Origin of the sequence: Haloactinopolyspora sp., assembly GCF_027324685.1 — a bacterium.
In the GTDB taxonomy this organism is placed as follows: domain Bacteria; phylum Actinomycetota; class Actinomycetes; order Jiangellales; family Jiangellaceae; genus Haloactinopolyspora.
Genome location: NZ_DAHVSH010000085.1, coordinates 36876 through 56782, shown reverse-complemented (window position 1 = coordinate 56782; position 19907 = coordinate 36876). Strand labels below are relative to the sequence as shown.

Annotated in this window: 16 protein-coding genes; 15 read left to right on the top strand and 1 reads right to left on the bottom strand. The window is 67.2% G+C overall.

Features of this window, described 5'->3' with window-relative positions:
* The first annotated feature begins 42 nt into the window (after window positions 1-42).
* From M6444_RS09515 to M6444_RS09500, 4 genes are read left to right on the top strand one after another with little or no spacing between them, the layout of a single operon-like run.
* Entirely contained in the window at window positions 43-1410 is a 1368-nt protein-coding gene (locus tag M6444_RS09515; protein ID WP_298326082.1) for an extracellular solute-binding protein, read from the top strand.
* Window positions 1407-2324, top strand: a complete 918-nt coding sequence (locus M6444_RS09510) for a sugar ABC transporter permease (RefSeq protein ID WP_298326079.1) — start codon at window positions 1407-1409, stop codon at window positions 2322-2324. The genes M6444_RS09515 and M6444_RS09510 overlap by 4 nt, the downstream gene beginning before the upstream one ends.
* Before the next feature lie 2 nt (window positions 2325-2326).
* Window positions 2327-3244, top strand: a complete 918-nt coding sequence (locus tag M6444_RS09505) for a carbohydrate ABC transporter permease (RefSeq protein WP_298326076.1) — start codon at window positions 2327-2329, stop codon at window positions 3242-3244.
* Window positions 3245-3247: 3 nt separating this feature from the next.
* Complete coding sequence (locus tag M6444_RS09500; RefSeq protein ID WP_298326073.1) at window positions 3248-5341, top strand: glycoside hydrolase family 2 TIM barrel-domain containing protein; 2094 nt, start codon at window positions 3248-3250, stop codon at window positions 5339-5341.
* 13 nt (window positions 5342-5354) lie between these two features.
* On the opposite strand, the gene M6444_RS09495 is transcribed toward M6444_RS09500, so the two are convergent.
* Entirely contained in the window at window positions 5355-6125 is a 771-nt protein-coding gene (locus tag M6444_RS09495; RefSeq protein ID WP_298326070.1) for a FadR/GntR family transcriptional regulator, read from the bottom strand.
* A gap of 152 nt (window positions 6126-6277) precedes the next feature.
* Here M6444_RS09495 and M6444_RS09490 point away from each other — a divergent pair, with 152 nt between their 5' ends.
* The 11 genes from M6444_RS09490 to M6444_RS09440 all read left to right on the top strand — a co-directional run bounded on the left by M6444_RS09490 (window position 6278) and on the right by M6444_RS09440 (window position 19907).
* Window positions 6278-7552, top strand: a complete 1275-nt coding sequence (locus M6444_RS09490; protein WP_298326067.1) for an extracellular solute-binding protein — start codon at window positions 6278-6280, stop codon at window positions 7550-7552.
* Window positions 7553-7556: 4 nt separating this feature from the next.
* On the top strand, window positions 7557-8543 hold the full coding sequence (locus tag M6444_RS09485; RefSeq protein WP_298326064.1) for a sugar ABC transporter permease: 987 nt from the start codon (window positions 7557-7559) through the stop codon (window positions 8541-8543).
* Window positions 8543-9373 carry a carbohydrate ABC transporter permease gene (locus M6444_RS09480; protein WP_298326061.1) on the top strand — a complete coding sequence of 277 codons (831 nt, stop codon included), beginning with the start codon at window positions 8543-8545 and terminating at the stop codon, window positions 9371-9373. The genes M6444_RS09485 and M6444_RS09480 overlap by 1 nt, the downstream gene beginning before the upstream one ends.
* A gap of 1 nt (window position 9374) precedes the next feature.
* On the top strand, window positions 9375-10574 hold the full coding sequence (locus tag M6444_RS09475; protein WP_298326058.1) for a mandelate racemase/muconate lactonizing enzyme family protein: 1200 nt from the start codon (window positions 9375-9377) through the stop codon (window positions 10572-10574).
* Window positions 10575-10746: 172 nt separating this feature from the next.
* On the top strand, window positions 10747-13953 hold the full coding sequence (locus tag M6444_RS09470) for a right-handed parallel beta-helix repeat-containing protein (RefSeq protein WP_298326056.1): 3207 nt from the start codon (window positions 10747-10749) through the stop codon (window positions 13951-13953).
* Window positions 13954-14189: 236 nt separating this feature from the next.
* Entirely contained in the window at window positions 14190-15191 is a 1002-nt protein-coding gene (locus M6444_RS09465) for an ABC transporter permease (RefSeq protein WP_298326054.1), read from the top strand.
* 43 nt (window positions 15192-15234) lie between these two features.
* Entirely contained in the window at window positions 15235-16308 is a 1074-nt protein-coding gene (locus tag M6444_RS09460) for an ABC transporter substrate-binding protein (RefSeq protein WP_298326052.1), read from the top strand.
* Window positions 16308-17126, top strand: a complete 819-nt coding sequence (locus M6444_RS09455; protein WP_298326048.1) for an ATP-binding cassette domain-containing protein — start codon at window positions 16308-16310, stop codon at window positions 17124-17126. The genes M6444_RS09460 and M6444_RS09455 overlap by 1 nt, the downstream gene beginning before the upstream one ends.
* Window positions 17123-18148, top strand: coding sequence for an alcohol dehydrogenase catalytic domain-containing protein (locus tag M6444_RS09450; RefSeq protein WP_298326045.1), 1026 nt, complete (start codon window positions 17123-17125; stop codon window positions 18146-18148). The genes M6444_RS09455 and M6444_RS09450 overlap by 4 nt, the downstream gene beginning before the upstream one ends.
* Entirely contained in the window at window positions 18148-18909 is a 762-nt protein-coding gene (kduD, locus tag M6444_RS09445) for a 2-dehydro-3-deoxy-D-gluconate 5-dehydrogenase KduD (RefSeq protein ID WP_298326042.1), read from the top strand. The genes M6444_RS09450 and kduD overlap by 1 nt, the downstream gene beginning before the upstream one ends.
* Window positions 18909-19907 carry an aldo/keto reductase gene (locus M6444_RS09440; protein WP_363326300.1) on the top strand — a complete coding sequence of 333 codons (999 nt, stop codon included), beginning with the start codon at window positions 18909-18911 and terminating at the stop codon, window positions 19905-19907. Before kduD ends, M6444_RS09440 begins: the two co-directional genes overlap by 1 nt.

The window sequence follows — 19907 nt, the reverse complement described above, 5'->3', positions numbered from 1 at the left end:
GCGCTAGGGTCCTTTGCACACGATGGAAAACCGGGAGGGGCCATGGACCGACACCACCGCCGACGCCGGCCGGCACGACTGACTGGCGTCGCTGTCGTCGCCGTCGTCGGGCTCGGGCTGGCCGCATGTGGGCCCGAGGTGACCGGGGGTGACGACACCGGCGATGCCGGGACCCTTCGGGCACCCGATGCTGAACAGCCCGCGGGAGAGATCACGATCTGGGACCGGTCCGGCGATCTCTTCGAGGTCTTCGAGGCGGTCATCGACGACTTCAACGCCGTGTACCCCGACATCACGGTCAACCACGTCGCCGTCGACATCGACGCGCGACTGCAGAACACCCTGATCACCGGCGCCGACGTGCCCGACGGCGTCTTCCTCGACGACGCCAAGGTCGGCGGTTACGCCGAGTACCTGTGGGACCTCAGCGACGTGCTCGCCCCGTACCTCGACGACATCGCGCCGCAGAAGGTCGAGGTGAACTCCGTCGACGGCGGAATCTACGGCGTGCCGTTCGATTTCACGCCGGGCCTGCTGTTCTACAACGCAGCCGCGCTCGATGCCGCCGGCGTGGACGTCAGCGCGATCGAAACCTACGACGACCTCCTGGACGCCGCCCGGGCCTACAAGGCGGCCAAACCGGAATCCGGTCCGATTCACCTGGAACGATCCGAGTTCCTCGGCCAGCTTCAGCTCGAGATGTACGCCGGTCAGCTCGGCACGTCGCTGGCTGATGCCGACGGTGAGCTCCGCTTGGACAGCCCCGCGTTCGAGCAGGTCCTGACCTTCCTCGATACCGTGCGTGCGGAGGAACTGGGCACCCGCGCCGAGTACTTGTCGCCGACTGACCTCGCGGAGCTGGAGAACGGCAACCAGGTGTTCTATCCGTGGGCCATCTGGTTCAGTTTCGCGCCACAGCAACTACTCACCGACACCGCTGGCCAGTGGCGGGCGATGCAGTTGCCGGCCTGGGAGCCGGGCGGCGCGCGCAGCGGCGCCATGGGTGGTTCGTCGTTCGTGGTGCCCAAAGACGGCGAGAACGCCGAACTCGCGTGGCTGTTCTACGAGTTCCTGATGTTCGACGAGGCCGGTTACACGGCCGTGTGGGGGCCGAACGACGTCTACCCGCAGGGCCTCAACACCTCGATACCGAGTTACCAGCCCGCAGCCGACCCGTCAGCGCCGCTGTTCGAGCCGGTCGAGGCTCTCGGGGGCCAGGATCTGTGGGCCGTGGCCACCGAGGCGGGCGCTCAGATCCCCGGTGGCACACCGATACCGAGCTGGTGGGACGGGGCCGTCGACTATCTCGGTACTGACCTGCAGCGGATGCTGGACGGTGACCTCACCCCCAGCGACGTCATGACTCAGGCCACCGAGTCGATCCAGACGAACCTCATCGACCGGCAGTGACCACCGTCTCGGCCGCCCACCACTCCGTGGCTCGCCGGCGGCGAACCAGGACCACCGGCCTGCGCCGCAGGTCGGCTCCCTACCTGTTCGTCCTGCCGTTCGTCGCGGTGTTCCTCGTGTTCAGCGTCTATCCGTTGATCTTCACCGCCCGGTTGAGCTTCACCAACTGGCGGGGGACGGGAGCCGCGCAGTGGGTCGGCTGGGACAACTACACCTACCTGCTGACCAGCTCGGCTTTCTGGGGCTCACTGGGCAACTCCGGCGTGTTGTGGCTGCTGATCGTTCCGATCCAGCTCGTGGTCGCGATCGTGGTCGCGGTGCTGCTGAGCTCGGCCACGCTCAAACTGCGCGGGCTGTACCGCGTGGGGTTCATCGTGCCGTTCGTGACGCCGCTGGTTGCCGTCGCCCAGATCTGGGTCGTCCTGTTCGACCAGGAGTACGGCGCGGTCAACGCGTTGCTGGGGCTGGCCGGGCTGCCCGACGTCGGCTGGTTGACGACCAGCGCTTGGGCGAAGCCCACGTTGGCGCTGCTGTTCTTGTGGAAGACCACCGGATTCGTGGTCATCATCGTGTTGTCGGGGCTGCAGTCGATCGACGCCGACCTCTATGAAGCGGCGGAGCTCGACGGCGCCTCGAAGTCCCGCCAGTTGCTGAGCATCACGGTGCCGCTGCTGCGGCGGACCGTCATGTTCGCCGTCGTCCTGCAGACGCTGGCGGTGTTTCAGATGTTCGCCGAGCCGTTCGTCCTCACTCAGGGTGGTCCCTACAACTCGACCACCACGGCCGGCTACCACCTCTACAACCACATCACGCGGGCGGACCTGGGCACCGGCGCGGCGAACTCGTTCCTGCTGGTGTTCCTCGTCATGGGCCTCTCGTTGTTCTTCGTCCGTCTCCTGCGAGCCAAGGACTAGCGATGACCGAGACCACAGCCGCGATGAAGCAGGCGCAGCGACCCGCAGCGGATGCGGCGCCCGTCGGCAGGAGGCGCCGCCGGCGCAGGCACCTCGGCTCGCACGTCTTCCTCATGCTGCTGCTCGCCGCGCTGCTGGCTCCGGTGGTGTGGGCGCTGCTGTCGGCTTTCAAGCCGGCGAACGACATCGTCCGATCGCCGCTGACGTTCGACCCGTCGGCGGTCACGTTCGACAACTACGCGGCGATGTTCCAGGACGTGCCGCTCGGGCAATCCTTCGTCAACACCACAGTCGTGCTCGTGTTCAAGGGTGCGATCACGATGTTCTTCGCGCCGTTGGCGGCGTACGCCTTCGCGAAGTACCGGTTCGTCGGGCAGAACCTCATCTTCGGCGCCGTGCTCGTGACGCTGATGATGCCGACGATCGTGTTGATCGTCCCGCTGCTGCTGCAGATGAAGAGCCTCGGCTGGGTCGACACCTACCAGGCGCTCATCCTGCCGGGGTCGGTGGACGCCTTCGCCATCTTCTGGATGCGGCAGGTGATCGCCGCCGTGCCCGACGAACTGCTCGACGCCGCCCGGGTGGACGGTAGCGGTGAGTTCGGCACGTTCTTGCGGGTGGTCGTGCCGGTCATCCGCCCCGGCCTCGCCGGCCTGGCGGTGCTCACCATCATGAACATCTACAACGACTTCGTCTGGCCGGTGGTGGTGGCGAGCTCGGAACGGATGGCGACGTTGCAGGTGATGCTGTCGACGCTCGCCCAGAACATCACCGGGAACCGGATCGGTGCCGACTACGCCACCGTGACAGCTGAGTTACTCGCGGCGAGCTCCGTCGCGCTCGTGCCGCTGCTGGTGCTGTTCATCGTGCTCCAGCGGCATTTCATCAACGGCATCCTGGCCGGCAGCGTGAAGGGTTGATGCATGACAGTGTTCCGTTCCGAGGCCGCGACGTTCCGCGCTGCGGACGACTCGCCCACGGTTCCCCGGCCTGAATACCCGCGGCCCGACCGGGACCGCTCCGACCGGTGGCTCAACCTCAACGGTCGCTGGGACTTCCGTGCCGACGGGTACGAGGGGCCGATCACCGTGCCGTTCGCCTGGGAGACCCCGGCCTCGGGCGTGCACCGCACGTGGTTGGAGGAAGGGGTCTATCGTCGCGCGGTGATCCCGCCGACCGCCTGGACCGGTGCCCGTGTCGTGCTCTGTTTCGGGGCCGTGCACCATCGTGCTGTCGTCCGTATCGACGGCGTGGTCGTCGGCGAGCACGTCGGCGGCTACGAATCGTTCGAGTTCGACGTGACCGATGTGGTGGCCCCGGGCGAGACACACGACCTCGAGGTCGCGGTGATGGCCCCGGCGGACAAACGCGCCATCGCGCACGGCAAACAACGCTCCATCCCCCGCGACGACTATGACGGCGTCGCGTTCACCCCCACGTCCGGCATCTGGCAGACGGTGTGGCTGGAAGCCCGCGGGCGGACGTATTCGCGCAGCGTGGCGCTCCGGGGCGACAGTCTGACCGGCATCGACGTGACGGCGGAGCTCGCCGGCGATGCGCCGGGCAACGCGCCTGTCACCGTCACGGTCCTCGGCTCGGGCGAGACGGTGCACCTCACCGCCGACGAGCACGGGCACGTCTCGGGCCGGATCGACCTCGACCAACCGGTGACCTGGACCCCTGAACGTCCGCACCTCTACGAGGTGGCGGTGCGCACCGGCGACGGCGATGGTGCAGACCGGGTCGTGGCGACCACTGGCCTGCGCCGGTTCGAAACTCGCGGGGAACAGCTGTACCTGAACGGCAAGCGTTGCTATCTGCGCGGTGTGCTCGACCAGGGGTACTGGCCCGGCACCGGGCTCACCGCAGCCGACGCGCCGACGTTGTTCCGCGACCTGGCCCTGGCCCGCGAGCTCGGGTACAACCTCGTGCGCAAGCACCTGAAGTTCGAGGAGCCGCTGTGGCTGCACGAGGCGGACCGTACCGGCATGCTCGTGTGGGCCGAACCGCCCAACCCGAGCCGTTTCTCGGCTGAGGCGGTACACGCGTTCGAGGCGCAGCTACCGGGGATGGTCGAACGCGACGGCAACCATCCGAGCATCGTCATCTGGGGGCTCTACAACGAAGAGTGGGGGCTGGACTGGAACATCCCGGGCAGCGCCAAGTGCCGGGAGGCAGCCGTCCGGGCTTACGACCTGCTGCGCGAACTCGACGGCTCCCGGCCGATCGTGGAGAACTCCGGCTGGTCTCATGTCGTCACCGACCTCGTCGATTGGCACTATTACGAGCCTGACGTGGGGGAGTGGAAGCATGCGCTCGCCCGGATGGCCGCGGGCGAGCAGGAGACCTTCCCGGTCCGCCTCGGCCCGGACTTCACGGTCGACAAGTCGCTCTACGCGTCTTCAGCCGTGCCTCGTCGTGGGCTGCCGATCATCAACAGCGAATACGGCGAAGGCGCGACGAGTCTCGAACGCGCCTGGCAGCTGCGGTGGCAGACCCAGGAACTCCGGCGACAGGATCGATTCGCCGGCTACGTGTACACCGAGTTGGCCGACGTGGAACACGAGGCCGCCGGACTGCTCGACGCCGAGCGCCGGCCGAAGGACTGGGGCGGCTGCATCCCGGCATTCGTCAACGCCGAGACGGTGCTCGTGCTCGACATCGTGCCCCGCGTCGCCGGAGCGGACATCGAGCCGCCGACCGATACGTTCCAGTTCGACCTGCACGTCTCGCACCACGGGAGAGCGCCGCTGTCCGGCGTCGTACACGCCGCGTGGGTCGCGTCGGGGACACCGGTTGACCGCGTCGTGGATCATCCCCAGGCCAGTACGGCACCCGTGACGGCCGAGCCGTTCCTGCTCTCACCCGCGGTGACCATCGCGGTTCCGCCACCTGCCGGCCCGGCCCGGCTCCTGCTGTGGCTCACCGACACCGACGGCCGGGTGCGTGCCCGCTCCTTCCTGGACGCGGCGGAGGTGGAACAGCCGAACCGGGCCGGCGCTCGGCCCGGCGAATAGATGTATCCCGGCCTCAGCGGACGATGCGCTCGGGGTCGCCCCGGTCACCCCGCCGGACGAGCCAGGCTTCGGTGATGTGGGTGTACATCGCCTCGGTGGCGCCGTCGGGGTCGTGGGCGGCGATGCGCTCGTAGATGCGACGGTGACCCAGGTTGGACGCCACGCACAGTTCGCGTGCGGTCTGGCCCATGTAGCGGGCGGTGTTGACGACCTGGCTCTCCAGCGAGCGCACGACGGCGCGAGCGATGCGGTTGCCGGAGGCGCGCATCACGGTGTCGTGAAACTGGCGATCATGGTCATGATAAGCGGCCTGGTCGTCGACGAGCTGGTCCATCCGATCGACGAGGGACTCCAGCTCCTCGAGAATCTCCGGCGTGGCTTGACGTGCGGCGACATTGGCCATGTCCGACTCGAGTAGTCGCCGGGTGACCACGAGGTCATCGAGAATCGACAGGGTGTCGTCCTCGGCGATGACCGCGGCCAGAACGACCTCGTCGAGCATGTTCCAGGCCGTGGAGGGCTGCGCGATGGTGCCCGATCCTTGGCGGATCTGCACCAGGCCCTTCTCCTGGAGAATCTTCACCGCTTCACGGACGACCGTGCGGCTGACCGAGAACGCTGTGCACAGTGCGGGCTCTGGCGGCAGTGCTTCACCGGGCCGGTACTGTCCCCGGACGATCCGCTGCACCAGCTCGGCCGTGACGGCTTTGGCCAGGTTGGTCGGGCGCTGAGGCCAAGGTGCAGGCGTGGCCACGCTAGCCGTTGCGTCTTCCGATGCCGTCATGTCCCCTCCCCGTAGCCAACGGCGCCAGTCGCCGTAGCCCGGCTCACATCATACGTCACTCCATTGACGTTAGACGTCATACGAGTTACGTTTGCGGCCCATCTACACACCGTTGGCCGGTGATCCGGTCACCCACGAGAAAGCGAGCGGCAATGAAGCAGCGAGCACTGTTCTCGGCGGTCCTGATCGGGGGGCTGGCGTTGACCGGCTGCGGCAGCGCCTCGGAGCCGGGATCGTCGTCGTCGACCGGAGGCAGCACAGACAAGCTGGTGGTCTGGGATTGGAAGTCGGGTGAGGAGAACGCTGCGGGGTACTTCGAGCAAGCGAAGGCGGACTTCGCGGAGAAACACCCCGACGTGACCGTCGAGTTCGTCGCGCAGCCGTTCGATCAGTACTACACCTTGCTGGGTACCGCGATCCAGGCGGGCGAAGGGCCCGACGTGGTGATGTTCAACGGCGGCGGCCAGATCCGGGACCGCGTGGATGCGTTGCTCGTCTTGGACGACTATGTGGCCGACGACCGTGAGCGCCTCGCCGGATGGGAGGCGTTCAGCAAGGACGGCGAGGTCTTCGCGGCGCCGCTGACCCTGCAAGGGCACCCGATCTACTACAACAAGGCTCTGTACGAGGAGGCCGGGCTCGACCCGGACAACCCTCCGAGCACATGGGAAGACTTCGTCGCCGGCTGCGAGAGCATCAAGACGAAGACCGGGGCCGCCTGCATCGGGCTGGGCAACAAGGAGGGCTACGGCATCGAGTTCTTCCTGTCGGCGATGGGTTCGGCCGTGCTCACGCCGGAGGAGTACGACGCCTGGATCGCTGGTGATCGGGACTGGTCGGCGCCGCACGTGAAGCAGATCTTCGAGCTGTGGCAGACGGCAGGCGACACCGGACTCAACAACGAGGGCGCGAACTCGACCGCGATGTTCAACGACTCGTTCGCGATCTTCCAGGCCGGTGAAGCGGCCAACATCATCGGCTTGATGTCAGACATCGGCCATTGGAAAGACTTCAACGAGTTCCTCGAGCCGGACAACGTCGGGGTGATGCCGGCGCCCGTGGTGAACCAGGAGGCCACGCCGAGCCTGCCGTACGACGGCGGCATCGGGTACGCCGTGATGAACTGGACGCCGAATCCGGACCTGGCAGCTGACCTCGTCCGCTCGCTGACGTCCTCGGAGGCGCTGGAAGCGTTCTACGCCGACGCAGGCGCGATCGTGTCTGACACCACGATCGACGTGTCCGGCGCCGGCCCGGCTGTGGCGACGATCGTCGGTGAGCTCCAGAACGGAAAGCAGGCCCTCCACGTGGCGTTGTCGTCGCAGACGCTGGACCTCATGCATCGCCTGTCTCAGCAGTTGCTGAGTGGCTCGGTCACCGTGGACGACGCGGTCGAGCAGCTGGCGGCTTCGGACGAGGCAGGCTGATCGAGTGCCAGACGCAGGCTCGTTGCCGTCGAGCGGCCCCACCATGGTCGGGCCGGTCGGCGGAACCGAGACACGAGCCGCGGGCGACCGGTCCGGCCCGGGCTCCGGCCCGCAGGCTCGGTCCAGACGCCGTAACGCCGAGCGCTGGGCGCCGTACATCCTGGTCGCGCCGGCGGTGCTCATCATCGCCGGGTTGCGGCTGTATCCGCTGCTGCTGGGGGTGAACTTCTCGTTCACCGGCGATGGCGACCGCAACGGGCAGTCGGTGGGTCTGGACAACTATGTAGCGCTGTTCGACGATCCGCTGTTCCAGCAGGCCCTGCGCAACGTCGGCCTGCTGGTGCTGCTACTGCCGGTGGCCGTGGCCATACCCGGCCTCCTCGCGACGTTCATCTACCTGCGCGTCCCGGGCCATCGGCTCTTTCGCAGCGTGTACTTCTTCCCAGCGGTGTTGTCACCGGTCATCGTCGGTGCGATCTTCAACCTCCTGCTCGCCTACGACGGCCCGCTCAATGACGTGCTCGGTACCGTCGGAGTCGCGCCGATCGACTGGCTCGGTGATCCGGACATCGCCGTGTTCGCGGTCGTCGGTGTTCATATCTGGGCGACGTTCGGCATGGCGCTGGTCGTGTTCCTCGCCGGTTTCGCCACGCTGGATCCGACGCTGCTGGACGCGGCGCGGGTCGACGGCGCATCGCTTCAGCAGGTGATCCGGCACGTGATCGTCCCCGGGCTGTCACGCACGATCCAATTCGTCTTCGTGACCACCATGCTCGGGATGCTCACCTCGATGTTCGGCCTGCTCTACGTCATGACCAACGGCGGGCCGGAAGGCTCCACGTACCTGCCGGAGTACTACATCTGGATTCAACAGGGGCAGATGAATCGCCCGGCGCTGGCCTCAGCGGCTTCCACGGTCCTCTTCGTGATCATGCTCGTCGTCGGGCTCGCGCAGATCAGCATCCTGCGACGGTCGGGGAAGGAGGACTGATGGGCACCGGAGTGCGGCTCGGAAAGTGGATCGTCGCCGTCCCGATGGCTCTGCTTGCTGTGGCCACGGTCTACCCGCTGGTCTTCACCACCAATGTCGCGATGAAGACCCGGCACGAATACATCCTCGACCGCTTCTCGTTGACGTCGGCGCTGCGCTGGGAGAACGTCGACACGGCGTGGAACAGCGTCGGGATGGCCCGGTACTTCGTCAACTCCGTCGTCGTCGTCGGGTGCTCGGTGGCGATCCTGCTCCTTTTCGGCTCGATGGCGGGCTTCGCCCTGGGCCAGTTGCGCTTCAGGGGCTCGCGCGTCCTCTTCCTGGCCTGTCTCGCGGCGCTGTTCATCCCGTTCCAGGTGATCATGGTGCCGCTGGCGCGCACGATGGCCGACACCGGCCTTCTCGACACCTACCCGGGCTTGATCCTGGCCTACGTCGCGCAGTTCCTCCCGTTCACGATCTTCCTGATGACCAGCTACTACGCCGGTGTTCCGAGCGATATCGTCGACGCTGCTCGCATCGACGGCAACACGTTGTACGGCGTCTACCGGCGGATCATGCTGCCGCTCGGCAGGCCCGCCCTGCTGTCGGTGGGGATCCTGAACGCCTTGTTCTGTTGGAACGACGTGCTGATCTCGTTGATCCTCATGCCCTCCGCCGAGCACCGAACGCTCATGGTGGGCGTGACCTCCCTGCGGGGGCAGTATTCGGACAACATCCCCACATTCGCGGCCGGAGTCCTCATCGCTGCCGTGCCGGTTCTCTTGATTTATCTGTTCTTCCAGAGGCAGATCGCCGACGGCGTCACGGCCGGTTCCACGAAGGGCTGACATGCGGATCACTGGGTATCGAACCCTGACGACAATTCAGGAATGGGGCCGGTCCGTCGGCGACGCCAACGGCGTCTTCGACGATGGCGTGACGGTGGTGCCGATCATCGTGGTCGACACCGATGAAGGAATCACCGGTATCGGCTTGGGCTCACACATCGAAGCCGACACAGTATTCGCCGCCATCGAAGGCGAGGATCCCCGTAGCGCTGCGACGCTGTACGACCGCATGCTGAGGCACACGTTCAAGGCAGGTCATGGTGGTGCGCGTTTCGGCACGATCGGCACCTTCGACACCGCCCTGTGGGACATCAAGGCCAAGGCTGCCGGCGAGCCGCTCTGGCGACTGCTGGGTGGGCGCGACCGGATCGTCCCGGCTTACGCCTCCGGTCTGGACATCGGGCTGTCTGACGACGAGCTGGTCTCGGCCTACGAGCTCTACGCCGCGTACGGCCTGCGAGCGGCCAAGCTCAAAGGCGGCCTGGACATCGAGAGCGACCGGCGCCGGCTGCATCTCGTCCGGGACGTCCTCGCCGAGGCCGGGGGCGGTTCTCGGCCGGGCCTGATGCTCGACGTCAACGAGTCCTGGACGCGCAAGCAGGCTGTTCGACACATCTGCGAGCTGGAGGAGAGCCTCGACCTGACGTGGGTGGAGGAGCCAGTGCGGCGGTGGGACGCCGACGGCATGGCAATCGTGGGCCGCGGCATCCGCGCCTCGGTGGCCAGCGGCGAGAACCTCACCGGGCTGGAACAGTTCCGGCCTCTGCTCGCCACGGGCGCGGTCGACATCGTGCAGACCAGTGCGGTAGGAGGGATCACCCATTTCCTGCGTGTCGCGACGGTCGCGCATGCGCACGACCTGCCCGTCAGCCCGATCGGCAACGTTCCGATGGGATTGCTCCACGCCGCGACCAGCGTGCCGAACCACATCGTGAGTGAGCTGCAGGACCTGCAGCCGCCCCGCGGAGTCGTGCTGGATCTGAGCATCGAGGACGGCTCGTTCGTGCTCGGAGACAGCCCTGGGCTCGGGATTCACGTCGACGAGCGGGCGATCGTCTCGAGCGTGGACACCTCGACCCGGCCCTCGGCCGTCGGGCCACACGTGCGGCCCGAAGCCGCCGGCCGGCGGTTGCTGGCGGCTGCGCCGCCCGTCGAACTCAGTGAGCCCGTCGAGCCGACAACACCGCTGACATCGAGTTGACGGGGCACGCCGACACCATGCCGTCAGGGGGTGATCTTCGCCTGTGACCGCGTGAACGGGGAGACCGCCGCGAGCAACGCCACACGAGGAGCGCCATATCGATGTGCAGAGAAATCGCTCAAGGAACAAGGCGTCAACACCGCCGTCACGAGCTCGGAAGGAAGTGCAAGCCATGAGCAGAACAGCACCGGCACGGCTCAGGCGAAGGTTGGGCACCTGCGCCGCATTGGTGGCCACGGCGCTCGCAGCCGCGACCGCGCTCGTCGGTGGCCCGGCGCCGACTTCGGCAGCGGCCGAGAACGCGTTCTATGTCGCCCCCGACGGTGACGATTCGAATGCGGGCACACTGGAGGCTCCATTCCGGACACTCGAGCGCGCACGTGACGCGGTACGCGAAGTGAACTCGGACATGTCTGGTGACATCCACGTCTACCTTCGTGGCGGCTCGTACCCGATCGACAGCACGGTCGAGTTCGGCCCCGAAGATTCGGGCACGAACGGTCATCAGGTGATCTACTCGGCGTTCGAGAACGAGTCGCCCGTGCTCGAGGCGGGCACCGAGATCACCGGCTGGACACAGCACGACGGAAACATCTGGGCGGCTCCGTTGGACCGGGCGGAAAAACTCCGGGCTCTCTACGTCAACGACCAGCGTGCCGAGATGGCCTCTCAGAACGTGCAGTCGCAGGGATGCTACGGCGAGTACACGGTGACCGCGGGGCAGGCACCGTGGGCATGGGAATCGGGCACCGAGTGTGATGGCGCGAGGTATGCGCTGGCCGACGTGCCGGAGATCGACGACAACGCCGAGGACATGGAGATCCAGACGGCCACCACGTGGACCACGGCCATCGTCGGCGTGCGCGACGTCATCACCAGTGATGACGGGGAGAACCGTGTGCTGCTGTTGCAGCAACCAGGCGCCGCGATCGCTGCGGGTGCCTTCAACGGCAACTTCCAGATCCGCGGCAATCACAAACTCATGAACGCCTATGAGTTTCTCGATGAACCCGGCGAATTCTATTACGACCGCAGCGCCAAGACCGTCTACTATTTCGCAGCCGAGTCCGAAGACATGGCCGCCGCGTCGGTTTTCGCTCCGAGCAACACTCAGACAGTCCTGAGGATCGCGGGCACCTCGAGGGCGGACCGCGCCCATGACCTCAGCTTCGAGGGCATCACCGTGCGGCACACCGACTGGAACCTGGCCGAGGTGGACGGAGCCTCGTTCAAGCAGGCGCAGCAGGCGAACATCATCAACTCCGCCTATGTGCACGGAAACTTCCACGAATACCACTACCGCAACGTCGACCTTCAGCCCGCGGCCATCGAGGTGACCAGCGCGGCGAACATCTCTCTCGAGCGCAACCGGGTCGAGCACACCGGAGCAGACGGCATATCGCTCATCAACGACGTCGTGGACTCCCAGATCACGGGCAACAGGACGAGGGACGTGGGCGGTACGGCGATCAACATCGGCCACCCGCAGCACGTGTACATCGGCGATGCGACCGCTGACAACAAGGAGAAGTTCCCGGCTGACGTCGAGGGTGCCCCGACGAACATTCAGATCACGAACAACTACGTGTACGACAGCGCGAAGCTGTTCCTCGGCTCCGCCGCGGTCGCCGCGTACTTCGTCGACACCATGTCCTTCGACCACAACGTGATCGAGAAGACGTCCTGGGCCGGGATCTCGATGGGCTGGGGCTGGTGGAACTTCAACGGGTCACCCGGCTCGATCGAGCCCGGCAACCCCACCGAAGTCGCCAGGAACAACAGCATCCGGCACAACGTGTTCATCGACACCGTGAACGACCGCAACGACACCGGTCCGGTCTACACTCTCGGCGCTCAGCCGGACACCGTCATCTCGCACAACTACATCGACGGCGTGCGGGGCGGGCACACGTACGGATTGCACGCCGACGAGGCGTCGGCCTACATGACGTTCGACCGCAACGTGCTCGACATCTCCGAAGACGTGACCTACACGATCAACTCCGAGGACTGGGGGTCCAAGCATCATCTGACGATCACCAACACGTGGGCCACGGTGTGGAACAAGTACCAGACCGACCCGCCGGACAGCCACATCGAGCCCATCATGGTCTTTTCGGATGCAGTCTGGCCGCTGGAGGCCTACGACGTCACGGTGAACGCCGGGCTGGAGCCCGCCTATCGCGACCTGCTGGGGGTGGAGGCGACCCTGTCGCCCGACCACGTCCTACCGTCCAGCGTGGACGTCGACGCTTCGGTGACCTCGATCCCGATCCGGAGCACGGGCGACGAGTCGGCGACCATCTGGCTCGCGCCCGAGGGCACCACGGATTTCGCCGCCGGTGCCACGATGACCACGGCGGACGGAGACGCGACGAGCATCGCCGTGCCGAAGAAGCCGGGCGAGTATCGCCTCTTCGTCGTCACTGCGGGCGGTGACGTGGCCAGCTCGACTGATGTGGTGCGTCGCAGTGGTCCGCTCGGGGTGTCCCTGACGGCAGACGCGACGAGCCTGGACGCCGGAGGCTCCACCGTCGTCACCGCTTCCCTGCAGAATCTGACCGATGAGCGGCTGTTGGGCCTGCGCGCCAAGATCGATGTTCCCGAAGGATGGAGCGCGGTCCGGGATGGCAAGCCGGTGAAACCTGTGCTGGCGCCGAAAGCCACGGCCTCCGCGTCGTGGACGGTGACGGCGCCGGAGTCGTTGTCGGCGCCGGTAAGTCAGGCGACGATCGAGGCCGCGCTGACCGTGCGCTACGACGGTCTGGAGTACGCCGAGGACAGCTCTCTGACGCTCACCGCGGTCAACCCGTTGACCTCGTTGAACGGCTACGGATCCGTGCCGAGCAGATTCGGCGAAGCCGGATCGGACTACGCGATCCTCACAGCCGGCACCGATATCTGGCAGGACGGCGCCGGATCGTTCGACGAGTACGGCGTGATCTACGACGACGACGCCGTCGGCCAGGACACCACGGTGACCGCGAAGGTGACTCACCTGGACGACACCCATGCCTGGGCGAAGGCCGGTGTGGTCATTCGCAACGACGTCACGGCGCACGGCGCATCGGCCGGCTACGCGATCATGGTCGTCACCCCGGACAACGGCGTCGCGTTCCAGTGGGATGCCGATGGCAACGGCTATCTGGACTCGTTGAGCGGCGCCGGCGGTGTCAGTGCACCTGCCTGGGTGCGGCTGGTCCGTTCAGGGGACGAGGTCAGTGGCTACTACTCGACCGACGGAACGACCTGGACGAAGGTCGGGTCCAGCGTGACTCTGGCCGGCATCGCCCCCACGCAGGACGGTGGACTCATCGCCACCTCGCATGCGCCTGACGTGACCGGGCAGTTCAGCTTCACCGATTTCAGCGTGAGCTGACCCACGGCGGTGATCGTTGGCGCACAGTGGCGGCCATAGCCCCCAGAACGCGCCAACGATCACCGAAGGTCGGTCCGGGCCGGAACATCAGATGAAACCGGCGCGCCGACCTATGTCCGGCCCCAAAAACCTGCTGGTAACCCCTTGGCAACGAGCGGATAGGCATGGCAAGGTAGCGCCTACTTCACTAAACATCAGATCTATCCACCCTTCTGTTGGGGAGGTCCGACCCGGTGATGACTACCGTCGAACGTGCTGACGAGGCCGTCCGGCCGGGTGACTGGTTGCGAGAACGGCTCTCCAACGCCCTGTCCGAGTTCACGGCGGCGGCCGCGCTCATCGTGCTCTTCGTGGCGCTGAGCTTCGCCAGCCCGCACTTCTTGACGGCGGACAACCTGTTCAACATCGGCGCGCAGACGGCCGTCATCGCGATCATCGCCACCGCGCAGACGATGGTGATCATCACGAAGGGCATCGACCTGTCCGTCGGGTCGGTGGCCGCGCTGGCCGGCGTCGTCGGCGCGATGACCGTGCGAGACCTCGGGTTCTCCGTCTGGACGGCGACCCTGGTTGCGATCGTGATCGGTGCCCTCGCCGGGCTGGTCAACGGTCTGCTGGTCACCGCGGCGCGGATCCCGCCGTTCATCGCCACCCTGGGCATGATGTCGGCCGCGCGCGGCCTGGTCTTCATCATCACCGGTGCCGTCGGCGTCTACGGCCTGCCCGAGTCGTTCCAACTGCTGGGCAACGGAGAGATCGCCGGCATTCCGTTCGCCATCGTGCTGACCGGCCTCGTGGCCATCGGCATCGCCTTCCTGCTCTCGCAGACGCAGTTCGGGCAGTACACGTACGCGATGGGGTCGAACCTCGAGGCCGCGCGTCGCTCCGGAATATCCGTCGGGCGTCATCTGACGACCGTGTACGTCATCGCCGGCGTTCTGGTCGGTCTGGGCGGGATGATCGCGGCCTCACGGGTCAACTCCGGGCAGCCGAACTACGGCATCGCGCTCGAACTCGACGTCATCGCCGCGGCCGTGATCGGCGGTGCCAGCCTCTTCGGCGGGCAGGGCCGGATCATCGGCACACTGATCGGCGCCTTCCTCATCGCGCTCGTGCGCAACGGCGCCGTCCTACTCGACATCAGCATCCACGTCCAGATGGTGATCGTCGGTCTGATCATCTGGGCCGCCGTCTACTTCGACCAATACCGCCGCCGCCGACTGGAGTCACGAGGTTGACGCCTCCGCTCCCACGACCACCCGATTCGGAGAGGACTCACTGATGGCGCACAGCATCAAGACCCGTCGCCGCCCGCCCGCCCGTCGTCGTCATGCCGCGGCGCTCACCGTCCTGGTCGCCACCACCGTCCTGGGCGCTTGCGGTGGCGTCGAGGTCCGCGACGGGAACGACGACCAGGCCACGGAGGCCGCCGACCCATCGGGCGACGCGCCCGGACCGCTGGAATTGGCCGTCCTGCCCAAGGCGGTCGGCCATGAGTTCTGGACCACCGTACGGGCCGGCGCGGAATGCGCCGCCGAGCAGGCCGGTGACGTCACCGTCGAGTGGGACGGCGTGACGGCCGAGACCGACGTGGAAGGTCAGGTCAACCTGGTCCAGAATTTCGTGACCACGCAGGTCGACGGGATCGTGTACGCCGCGACCGACTCGGCGGCGCTCGCTCCGGCCACCCAGGCGGCACTCGACGCCGGCATCCCGGTGGCGATGATCGACTCGGGGACCGAACCCCAGCCCGACGAGGTGCCGCTGTACGCCACCGACAACCGCGCCGCGGCGGTCGAGGCGGCGAACCTGCTGGCCGAAGAACTCGGTGAAGGCGAGCACGACGTGGCGCTGATCGAGTTCCAGCCCGGCTCGCAGACCAACACCGAAAGGGTCGAGGGTTTCACCGAGGGATTGGCCCAGCACGACAACCTCACCCTGGTCGGTCAGCAGCCCAGCCACAGTGACGTCAACGAGGCCCGGCGGGTCACCGAGGACATCCTGACCGCCAATCCCGACCTCGCCGGCATCTTCGCGGCCAACGAGCCCAGCGTGCTGGGCGCCGCGCAAGCGGTCGAGGCGGCGGGGCTCTCGGGCGAGATCGTCATCATCGGCTGGGACGCGGCGCCCGACGAGGTGGCGGGTCTACGCAGCGGCCAGATCTCGGCCCTCGTCGTGCAGAATCCGTTCAACATGGGTTACCTCGGGGTGACGAACATGGTGAACCACCTGCGCGAGGGCACCCCGCTGGAGTCCGCCGACACCGGGGTGACGTTCCTGACGCAGGAGAACGTCGACACCGACGAAGCCGCGGCGATCCTCGAGCCCAGCTGCGACAACCCGCCGGTCGGATGATGAGCACCACATCGCGGCCTGAGCCAACCACCGAGCCGACCGATGCCGGCGCCGGAGTGCCCGTGCTCGAAGCACGCGGGATCGTCAAGCGATTCGGCCACGTCGAAGCACTGCGCGGTGCGGACTTCACCGTGCACAAGGCCGAGGTGGTTGCGCTCATCGGCGACAACGGCGCCGGGAAGAGCACGCTGATCAAGACGCTCTCCGGCGTACACGCCCCCGACGAAGGCGAGATCCGCGTCAACGGCCGACCGGTGCGGTTCTCCACACCCGTCGACGCGCGGCAGGCGGGCGTGGAGACGGTGTACCAGGACCTCGCGGTCGCCGACGATCTGACCGTCGCCGCCAACCTCTACCTGGGGCGCGAGATCCTGCGATCCGGTCCGCTCGGCCGGCTCGGTTTGCTCGACAAGCGGGCGATGCGCCGCGGCGCGACGGAGGCCTTGAGCCAGCTGGGTGTCCGTGTCCCCCGGGTCACGACGCCCATCGCCATGTTGTCCGGCGGCCAGCGGCAGAGCGTCGCGGTCGCCAGGGCGATCATCTGGGCGACCAACGTCGTCATCCTCGACGAGCCCACCGCGGCCCTGGGCGTGGTGCAGACCGAGCGGGTCTTGGACGTGGTCCGCCGCGCTCGCGATGCCGGCATGTCCGTCGTCCTGGTCAGCCACAACATGCCACAGGTGCTCGAGGTCGCCGACCGCGTCGAGGTGCTGCGGCTGGGCCGGCGCGCCGCCCGCTTCCAGGCGGATCAGGCCACGACCGACGACCTCGTCGCCGCCATGACCGGCGCACGGGCCACACAGACGGAGGAACCATGACAGCGGTGGTGTACCGCGGTGCGCGGACACTGGAAATCGAACAACGCGACCCCGAGCCGCCGGGGTCCGGGCAGGTACGCATCGACGTGGCCTACACCGGCATCTGCGGAACCGACCTTCACATCTATCACGGGGACATGGATGGCCGGGTGGGTGCGGCCGCGGTGATCGGTCATGAGATGTCCGGCCGGGTCGCGGCTGTCGGAGCCGGTGTGACGGCGTTGAGCGTCGGAATGCCGGTGACGGTCATGCCGACGAAGTTCTGTGGCCAGTGCGCGGCGTGTCGGCGTGGGAACTCCCACATCTGCCAGGCGATGGACTTCATGGGCATCGACTCGCCGGGCGCGATGCAGGCGTCGTGGACCGTGCCCGCCGAGCTCGTCATCCCGCTTCCGGCTGAGCTTTCGCTACGCCACGCCGCGCTGGTCGAGCCCGTGGCCGTGGCCGTGCACGACGTTCGCCGGGCCGACGTAGGCGCTGACGATCACGTCGTCGTCATCGGCGGCGGGCCCGTCGGTGTCCTGATCGCCGCAGTCGCTCAGGGCCGTGGAGCCCACGTCGTTCTGGCCGAGCCTGATGCGTTCCGGCGCGGTGTGGCCGATGAGATCGGCATCGAGTCGATGGACCCGACCACCGACGACGTGGTCGCGCTGATCGACAAGCGCACCGACGGTGCGGGCGCGGACATCGCCTTCGAGGTCTCCGGCTCGGCCGCCGGCGTTTCCACCGCCGTCGACGTACTCGGCACGCGGGGACGCCTGGTCATGGTGGCGATCCACACCCAACCGCGCGAGATCGACCTGCACCGGTATTTCTGGCGCGAGCTGGAACTGTTCGGTGCCCGGCTCTACCAACGCGATGACATGACCGAGGCCGTCCGGCTGATGGCGGCCGGCGCCATCCCGGCGGACCGGCTGATCTCGCGGATCGAGTCCGTGGACTCGGTCGGTGCTGCCTTCGAGGCCTTGGAGGGCGGAGGCAGCGTGATGAAGGTTCTGATCGAGTGGCAGAAGGAACATTGATGACGACTCCGTTCGACCTGTCCGGCCGTGTCGCCGTCGTGACGGGTGCCCGGCGTGGAATCGGGTTGGCGATGGCCGAGGCGCTCGCAGCGGCGGGCGCCGACATCATCGGCGTCTCGGCGAAGTTGGAGCCGACCGGCAGCGACGTCGAGAAGAGGGTGCGCGCGGCCGGGCGGCAATTCACGCCGATACGTGCCGATCTTGCCGATCGCGCCGCCGTACAGGAGTTGATCAGGCGACTGAAATCGCTCGGCCCGATCGACATCCTGGTGAACAACGGCGGCACCATCGCCCGTCGCCCGGCGGTCGAGCATCCCGATGACATGTGGGACCACGTCATCGAGGTCAACTTGACCAGTCAGTTCCACGTGAGCAGGGAGATCGGCGCCGACATGGTGCGTCGCGGCCGCGGAAAGATCATCTTCACCGCCTCGCTGCTGAGCTTCCAGGGCGGTGTCAACGTTCCCTCGTACACCGCGTCGAAGTCCGGCGTAGCGGGTCTGACCAAGGCGCTCGCGAACGAGTGGGCCGCTCACGGGGTGAACGTCAACGCCATCGCGCCCGGGTACATCGCGACGGACAACACCCAGGCACTTCGGGATGACCCCGAGCGAAGTCAGTCGATCCTGGCGCGCATCCCGGCCGGCCGCTGGGGGCAGGCCGAAGACCTCGGCGGTGCCACCGTGTTTCTCGCGTCGTCGGCGTCGGACTACGTCAACGGCGTGGTCCTCCCGGTCGACGGCGGATGGCTGGGACGCTGATGGGCATCGGATCGGCACTGAACCGTCATCAGCTGATACGAAGGCCGGCCATCGGACTCACCGAGCTGGGCTTCGGCGCAGCGCAGGGCGGGAATCTCTACCGCGCGACCTCCGACGAGGAATTCGAGGCCGCAGCCGAGGCCGCCTGGGCGGCGGGCATCAGATACTTCGACACCGCCCCGCACTACGGACTCGGCTTGTCCGAGCGGCGACTCGGAGCCGCCCTGCGGGGACGGCCGCGTGCGGATTTCGCCGTGTCGACGAAGGTCGGCCGCCTTCTGGTGCCGTCGCCGCAAACCGCGCACCAGCGAGACTCCGAGGGCTTCGACGTGGCCGCCGACCACCGCCGAGTCTGGGACTTCAGCCGCGACGGCATCCTGCGCTCGGTGGAGTCCAGCCTGGAGCGTCTCGGCCTGGACCACGTCGAGATCGCGTACCTGCACGACCCGGATGATCACGGGGACCAAGCGGTCGCCGAGGCGATCCCCGCGTTGATCGAGCTACGCGACCAGGGTGTCGTCGGCGCTATCGGCGCAGGCATGAACCAGTCGGCGATGCTCACCCGGTTCGTCCGTGAGACCGACATCGACGTCGTCATGTGCGCCGGGCGTTTCACGCTGCTCGAGCAGGGCGCGCTGGCGGATCTGCTGCCCGCCGCGGCCGAGCGAGCGGTGGGCGTCGTGATCGCCGGGGTGTACAACTCGGGGCTGCTGGCCAGCGACCGCCCGCCGGCCGACTCCACCTACGACTACCAGCAGGCGCCGAGGCGCGTGGTCGAACGGGCGAACGCGATCGCCGACGTGTGTGCCGCCCACGGCGTCACGCTGCCCGAAGCGGCGCTGGCCTTCGTGTGGAGGCACCCGGCGGTCGTCTCGACCGTCGTGGGGATGCGTACTGCCGAACAGGTGCACGAGACGCTGCGACGCGCCCGGGTGACGGTGCCGGACGAGCTCTGGGCGGAGCTACGAGCGGCGGGACTGTTGGATTCGGCCGACTGA